Genomic DNA, 6721 nt, shown 5'->3' with positions numbered 1-6721 from the left:
GCAACAGACCATCGAACATCGGCGCTTGCAGCACCGCAAGCTCGCCGCCTAATATCAACCCCCAGACGAGGCCCGCACTCCGCTAATCTACGCCGCGAGTTGTGCCGAATGTTCTGACGACGGACAGTTCCGCTTCAAGGCTTCCTTTCCTGGCCATGATGATACCTCGTGGTTGGTGCTGAAACCTCCCGCGCGCGAGGATCATGACCCCTCCCCTGTTTGGCAAGCCCTGATGTTACGGGGCTGAGATCGCCACCGATTTCCGAGTGCAATTCACGCCGGGCACAGCGCCCTCGCCCGTCCTGAAAGGCCAGCTTGGGATTCGCGAAAAACCACCAAACCCGCGAGCCATCACTGCTACGGGATCAAGGGGGAAGGATGCAGACCGTACACGGCAGGACCGTAGGAAAAATGGCGGAAATGCGTGTGTTTGCGATGTCGCCGCCTGTCTGACTGTGTCGGACCATCCCGCAAAGCCGCAGAAATCTGCCATTTTGCTGTCCGACGCTGTCCGACACAGGGCACCGCACCGCTGCGCGATTGCCAGACGGCCCATGCTGGCCTAAAAGGGGCCCGCGCAATTCCCACCAGGCCTCCACGAGGGGTCTGGGTATGGTTGATGAAGTCCGGATAACGGTACGGATACCGCGCGAACTCGCAAAAGGTGTCGAGAAGGTCCAGGCGGCGCGCGGGCTGACGCCCTCGATCATTTTGCGCAATGCGCTGACCCTCTACCTTGCGACCATCGACGGCAGTACCGAAACCGAGCGGCGGCGCCAGTTCTCGTCCGAGTATCTGTTCCTCGGAATCGACCTGCTCATCCAGCGCCAATTTCCCGATGCGCACCAGGCCCTGATGGCGGAAGCGGACCGCCGTGTGGAGGCGCTTTATGCGGCGTCCTGACACCTGGTCCGATCAGGCCCGTCCGGGTCAGCTCAAGCATCATTCGGCGCGGGGAAGCATGCCGCGCAACGCCGGCAATTTCACCCGCGGCTCGCAGCTCATCACCCACGAATTCCTGATGTGGTTTGCCTCGGCAAAGATGCCGCTGCTGGTGTGGTTCTTCACCTTCCTGCTGGCCCTCTCGATTGTCCTCGCTCTGCTGCTCCATGAGCACGAGATCCAGATGATCCTGATGCGGATCTACGCGGCGGGATGGAGCTTCATGGAGTTCAATCCGAAGAAGATCCTGAACCTCACCCTCCCCTCCGGAGAGGTCATCCCCGCCCCCATCGGCATGATCGCCTCGCATCCTGATGTGGTCATAGCCTGGAACAAGCTGATGCGCGCGATCTGGGGTTCGCTGTTCATCTCGCTGTTCATCGCAATCCCGATCTCGATCTGGTTCGTCAATCTCTCGCACCGCCGCGGCAAGGCGATCCTCGAAGAGCGCCACCAGCGCGGCGCCATGCTGGTCGATGCCGCCGATCTTTCCGCCGTGATCAACGAGCACAACCGCGCCGCGCTGGCGCAGGAAGTGACCGAACGCATGCCCGGCAAGACGCTCGACGACGTCCTCAAAATGAGCTTCGCCGAGCGCAAGGACGCGGGCATCCACCACGTCTACAACATCGCAGGCGTGTCGTTTCCGTGGCGCACCGAGCAAGCCCATACGATCATGATCGGCTCGACCGGCACGGGTAAGACGACCCAGATGCGGGACATGATTGCGCAGATGCGCAGGCGGCGCGACCGGGCGGTCGTGTTCGACCTCACCGGCGCTTACGTCGAAGCCTTCTACAACCCCGAAACCGATACGATCCTCAACCCGATGGACGAGCGCTGCCCAAGCTGGTCGCTGTTCGACGAGGGCAAGAACTACGCCGACTTCACCGCGATCGCCGCAGCCATCCTGCCGACCGATGGCGGCGGTGCGGACCCGTTCTGGATGCTGGGAGCGCGAACCCTGTTCGTGCAATCCTGCGTACAGTTGATGAAGATCGGCCAGGCCACCAATGCCGCGCTTGCCTACCGGCTGATGATGGCCGATCTCGAAGAGGTCCACGAGCTGCTCCGCAACACCATTGCCGAGCCGCTCACCGCTCCGGTGGCCGCCCGCATGGCCGAGTCCGTCCGCGCGGTTCTCAACACCAATGCCCAGGCACTGCTGTTCCTGCCCGAGGGCAAGGAGCCCTTCTCGATCTGCGATTGGATCCGGCACCAGGACAAGCCCGGCTCGATCCTGTTCATCACTTCCTCGCACAACGAACTGGTCCTCAACCGGGCGCTGCTCTCGCTCTGGATGAACCTCGCGGTCCACACGCTGATGCGCCTGCCGCGAACCCGGTCATTGCGCACCTGGTTCTTCTTCGACGAGGTCCATGCGCTCCACCGTCTGCCCGCGATCGAGGACGGCCTGCAGACCGCGCGCGGCTTTGGCGGTGCCTTCGTGCTCGGCATCCATTCCTTCGCCAAGCTGGCCGAGACCTACGGCAAGGAAGGGGCGCAGAACCTTGCATCGCTCGCGCGTACCAAGCTGATTCTCGCGGCCGCCGACCGGGACACCGCCGAGCACTGTTCGGACTATATCGGCCACCGCGAAGTCAGGATGATGGATGAGGCCTACAGCTACGGCTATTCCAACATCCGCGACGCGGCGACGATCACGCCGCGCTCCGAAGTGCAGCCGCTGGTCCTTCCCGACGATATCATGCGCCTGCCATCGCTGCGCGGCTTCCTGGTATTTCCCGAAGGCTTCGACGCGGCGCGGATCAAGCTCACCTACAAGGACTGGCCCAAGGTCGCCGAAGGCTATGTCCTGCGTGAAAATGTCCAGCCCATCGAGTTCGTGCCGCCGCCGGTAGATCACGCCGAAGAGACGCAAGTCGGGGGCCGCGAACCGCGCGGCGAGCCCGAGCGTGAATTGCGTGGCGACGAGCCCGAAACCGGTCCGGGCACGCCTGCATCCGAGCAGGCTGATCCGGAGCATCCCGCCCCGGAAAACCCGCCCCAGGTTCCCGGACAGGATCCCAGTGTGGGCAAGCAGATGGCCTTCAGGCTCGAGCAGGCTCCGCAGGGCGAGCGGAATGGAGGGCGCGAACAGGAACCGCCGGACAAGGCCGCGGATCATGCCTCGGCCAAGGCTGCGGCGCAGCGCGCCGGCGTGACCCGCGAACTCAATGACCCCGTACAGGACGAGAAGCCCACCGAGCGCGGCGCCAAAGCTGCACGCGAGATCGACGATCGCTCGCATTCCCATGACGACGGACCGGAGATGTAAGCCATGCACTCCATCGCATCCGTCAGGTCCTCGAGCGGGGCCGCCGCCTATTTCGCCAACGACAACTACTACACCGAGCAGGAACACGCGGAAGCCGGGGTCTGGGGCGGCGAAGGTGCGCGCGCACTCGGGCTCGAAGGCGAGGTCGAGAAGGGCGCGTTCGAGGCGATCCTCAATGGGCAGCTTCCCGACGGCGAGATGGTGGGTCAGGTCGAAGGGCGGCGCCTGGGTCTCGACCTCACCTTCTCGATGCCGAAGTCCGCCTCGATCCTGGCGCTTGTGAGCGGGGACAAGCGGATCCTCGATGCGCATCTTGCAGCCGTCAAATCGACGATGACGCAGCTCGTCGAGAAGCAGTTTGCCGAGAGCCGCAATTACGATCGCTCGCGCAGCGGCGAGCCGCAAAAGACCGGCAATCTCGTCTATGCGCTCTTCGCCCATGACACGAGCCGTGCGCTCGATCCGCAGGGCCATATCCACGCCGTCGTCGCCAACCTGACGCGCGATCCGAAGGGGACATGGAAGGCGCTGTGGAACGGCGAGATCTGGAAGAACAACACGACGATCGGCCAGTTCTACCATGCCGCCTTCCGCGCCCAGTTGCAGAAGCTCGGCTACGAAACCGAGGCCGCTGGCAAACATGGCTCGTTCGAGATCAAGGGCGTGCCAAGCGAGGTGATCAAGGCGTTCTCGACCCGCACCACCGAGATCGAGGCCAAGATCGCGGAAACGGGTGCGACGCGGCTCGAAACCAAAAAGCAGATCACGCTCTACACCCGCGACCCCAAGCTCGCTGTCGATGACCGCGGTGCGCTGACCGGAAGTTGGCAGCAGCGGGCGCAGGAACTCGGCTTTGACGGGAAATCATTTGTTGCTGAGGCACGTGAGCGTGCCGCCTTGCAGGCACGTCCTACCTTCCGCGAAACCGCGACCGCTGCGCTTGGTGAAGTGTCGACCCGGATCGGCGCGGCGCTCCGCACGCCAAGCCCGCTCGCGGTGAGCGGCACGGCCGCCCTGTTCTTGCCCGCCGGCACGATCAAGGCGCAGCATGCCACCGCGTCGGCCATCCGCCATCTGTCCGAGCGCGAGGCGGCGTTTTCGCCGCAGGCGATCCTGAGCGCGGCGCTGGGTTTCCAGATCAAGGGTCTCGAAGGCGGCGCTGTGGTGGAGCGGATCGGCGAACTCATTCGCGACGGCCATCTGATCCCCGGCAAGTCGGACCGGCTCGATGGCCACTTCGATCTGGTGACGACGCCGGCGGCGCTCGCGATGGAGCAGCAGATTCTGGACCGCATCGATGCCGGGGCCGGAAAGGGCCGGGCGTTCATGCCGCCTGAAGTTGCGATGGCGCGGCTGCAGGAGGCGGCGCGCGAACTCGGTCAGACCCGCGCCGGGGTCGATACCTGGCAGCTCAACGAGGGACAGCTCGCAGCCGGCGTCGCGATCCTCTCTGGCAGCGATCGCTTCCTCAATGTCCAGGGTGTGGCGGGTGCGGGCAAGTCGACGCTGCTCGGCGCGCTCGACAGGGTGCTCGGGCAAGAAGGCATCAAGCTCGTCGGGCTTGCCTTCCAGAACAAGATGGTCGCCGACCTGCGCGGCGGGGGCGGCCAAGGCATGTCGGCCGAACAGATGCGCGAGGCAGGGATCGAGGCCTACACGATCGCGAAGTTTCTCAGCACCTATGGCGGGGCTGCGGCCGCAGGATCGGGCGAGCGCTTCGATGCCGCCAAGGCGGCACTCGCCAACACCGTCATCATCACCGACGAAAGCTCGATGGTCTCCTCGCGCGACATGCTGCGGCTGACCGCGCTCGCCGAGCAGCTCGATCTTGCCAAGGCGCCGTTCATGGGCGACCGCCAGCAATTGTCGGCGATCGAACAGGGCAAGATGTTCGCCGTGAGCCAGGCCGCAGGGCAAGCAACCGTGCGGATGGACGAGAACATCCGCCAGAAGAACTCGCCCCTGCTTCTGGCCGTCGCCGGTCTCTCGAACGAGGGCCATGCCAGCCTCGCGCTCGATCTTCTTGCCGCGCACGGCCGGGTCATCGAGGCAGGACCTGATCACGTCGCCCGCGCGGCCGAGCTGTGGCTGTCGCTCAGCCCCGGCAAGCGCGAGGCGACCGCGATCTTCACCGCCGGGCGCGATGACCGCGCCGAGATCAACGCGAGGGTCCAGGCGGGGCTGCTCAAGGAAGGCACCCTCACCGGTCCGGGCCGCACGCTAACCACTCTGCAGAGCGCCAATACCACGCGCGAGGAGCTGCGCTTTGCCTCGACCTACCGGGTCGGCCAGGTGTTCGACGCGCGGATGGACGTGCGCGAACTGGGGTTGAAGCGCGGGGAGTACGCGGTCCGAGAGATCCGCAAGGACGGCAAGGTGGTGCTCGAGGCGGGAGGACGGCGCAAGGTCATCGACCCGACCCGCATCGACCCCGATCACCGCTTCGACCGGATCGGGCTCTACGAGCAGAGAGAGCTCAAGATCCATGACGGCGAGACCGTGTTCTGGCGCGACAAGGATGGAACCCGCGACATTGCCAAATCGACCTATGCGACGGTGCTCGAGGCCCGCCCCGAAGGCGTGCGGGTCGAGCTTGCCGACAAGCGGCAACTGGTGCTTGCGACCGGTGACCCGATGCTGCGCCGGCTCGACCTCGGCTACGCGCTCAATGCCCACATGGCGCAGGGTATGACCAAGCCGGAGGCGATCGAGGTCATCTCCTCATCGCAGCGCAATCTCGCGACGCAGCGCACGCAGAACGTGCTCAACACCCGCGCGACCGACGATATGATGGTCGTCACCAACAATCTCGAGGGGCTGAAGCAGCAGCTCGACCGCACGCCCGGGAACAAGACTTCTGCGCTCGAGGTGACCGGCAAGCTTGAGGTCGAACCACGCCATCACAATCCGATCGACGCGCGGCAGTTGCCCGAACTCAGGATGAGCCCCGAGCTCAAGGCCAAACTCGATGCGGTGCTTGGGAAAGTCCCAGAACCCCCGGTGCGCCAACTGCGTCCGGAAAAGTCGCTGGGGCTCGACCTGTGAGGCGCTTCCCCGCCCTCGCCCCGGCCGCGGCAGCCCGGGTGTTCGACCGCGCGCATTCCACGCTCGTCTGGCTCGCCGTCCTCGCCTTTGTCCTGCCCGAGCCTGCGGCGCGCGGCCTGGTCATTCTGGCAATGGTCGCCGTCGCCCTTGCCGCAGCGGCGGTCGCGTTCTTCGCGCCGGCTGCGCCGGATCCAAAGCCCGATGCCGATCCCGAACCGCCCGACTGCGAACCGATGGAGAGCGACCATGGCCTATGAACACGAGGAAGTCGGCGACTTTCCGAGCGAGCGCGATGCCCAGGAATGGGCGGAACGCAACAACATCGATCCCCAGGATCTCCACTTCCGCGCCCGCGGAAGGCGGGGCGTCACCCTGAGCGTGCGCCGGTCGGCGCTCGGGGATTCGTCACGCGGCGACCTCTCATATGGCCGCGGGACCGGCTTTTTCTGAACAAGG

At 65.1% G+C, this 6721-nt stretch carries 5 protein-coding genes; all 5 read left to right on the top strand.

Going from position 1 to position 6721, the window contains the following annotated elements; translation table 11 throughout:
- The first annotated feature begins 612 nt into the window (after nucleotides 1-612).
- The 5 genes from H7F49_RS12055 to H7F49_RS12035 are packed head-to-tail and all read left to right on the top strand — an operon-like array spanning nucleotide 613 to nucleotide 6715.
- Nucleotides 613-903: a ribbon-helix-helix protein, CopG family gene (locus H7F49_RS12055; RefSeq protein ID WP_185683846.1), complete on the top strand. Its 291-nt coding sequence runs from the start codon at nucleotides 613-615 to the stop codon at nucleotides 901-903.
- A complete protein-coding gene (locus H7F49_RS12050) occupies nucleotides 890-3220 on the top strand; it encodes a type IV secretion system DNA-binding domain-containing protein (protein WP_185683845.1) in 2331 nt (776 codons plus the stop codon). Before H7F49_RS12055 ends, H7F49_RS12050 begins: the two co-directional genes overlap by 14 nt.
- Nucleotides 3221-3223: 3 nt before the next feature.
- A complete protein-coding gene (gene mobF, locus H7F49_RS12045; RefSeq protein ID WP_185683844.1) occupies nucleotides 3224-6265 on the top strand; it encodes a MobF family relaxase in 3042 nt (1013 codons plus the stop codon).
- Nucleotides 6262-6522, top strand: a complete 261-nt coding sequence (locus H7F49_RS12040; RefSeq protein ID WP_185683853.1) for a hypothetical protein — start codon at nucleotides 6262-6264, stop codon at nucleotides 6520-6522. The genes mobF and H7F49_RS12040 overlap by 4 nt, the downstream gene beginning before the upstream one ends.
- A complete protein-coding gene (locus H7F49_RS12035; RefSeq protein WP_124810861.1) occupies nucleotides 6512-6715 on the top strand; it encodes a hypothetical protein in 204 nt (67 codons plus the stop codon). Before H7F49_RS12040 ends, H7F49_RS12035 begins: the two co-directional genes overlap by 11 nt.
- The last annotated feature ends 6 nt before the right edge of the window (nucleotides 6716-6721 follow it).

The organism is Novosphingobium aerophilum (assembly GCF_014230305.1).
Taxonomy (GTDB): domain Bacteria; phylum Pseudomonadota; class Alphaproteobacteria; order Sphingomonadales; family Sphingomonadaceae; genus Novosphingobium; species Novosphingobium aerophilum.
The sequence above is the reverse complement of the archived record's forward strand: the minus strand, read 5'-3'. Positions and strand labels throughout refer to the sequence as shown.